At 42.7% G+C, this 246-nt stretch carries 1 protein-coding gene; it reads left to right on the top strand.

Annotated elements, in window-relative coordinates; all coding sequences use genetic code 11:
- Positions 1 to 229: cyclic pyranopterin monophosphate synthase MoaC (locus AAEY75_RS16605; protein ID WP_352260262.1), on the top strand; the 229-nt coding region annotated here is incomplete at its 5' end.
- Positions 230 to 246 lie beyond the last annotated feature (17 nt).

Raw genomic sequence — 246 nt, 5'->3', positions numbered from 1 at the left:
AGTCGCTGTTGATTTTGTAATTGATGAAGCAAACAGCCAAATTAAAATAACCACCTACTGCAAACTTGCCCGTAAAAAATGCGTAGAAATGGCAGCGTTAACACCGGTATCTGTGGCTGCGCTTACTTTGTTTGATATGTGTAAAGCAGCCGACCCACTAATGGAAATTAGCGGTATGCGCGTTACTCAAAAAGCTGGGGGCAAAAATGGCAGTTGGCAGCGAGATTAATCCAAACGATGCTATAT

This window comes from Psychrobacter sp. TB55-MNA-CIBAN-0194, assembly GCF_040309505.1.
Classification (GTDB): domain Bacteria; phylum Pseudomonadota; class Gammaproteobacteria; order Pseudomonadales; family Moraxellaceae; genus Psychrobacter; species Psychrobacter fozii.
The sequence above is the reverse complement of the archived record's forward strand: the minus strand, read 5'-3'. Positions and strand labels throughout refer to the sequence as shown.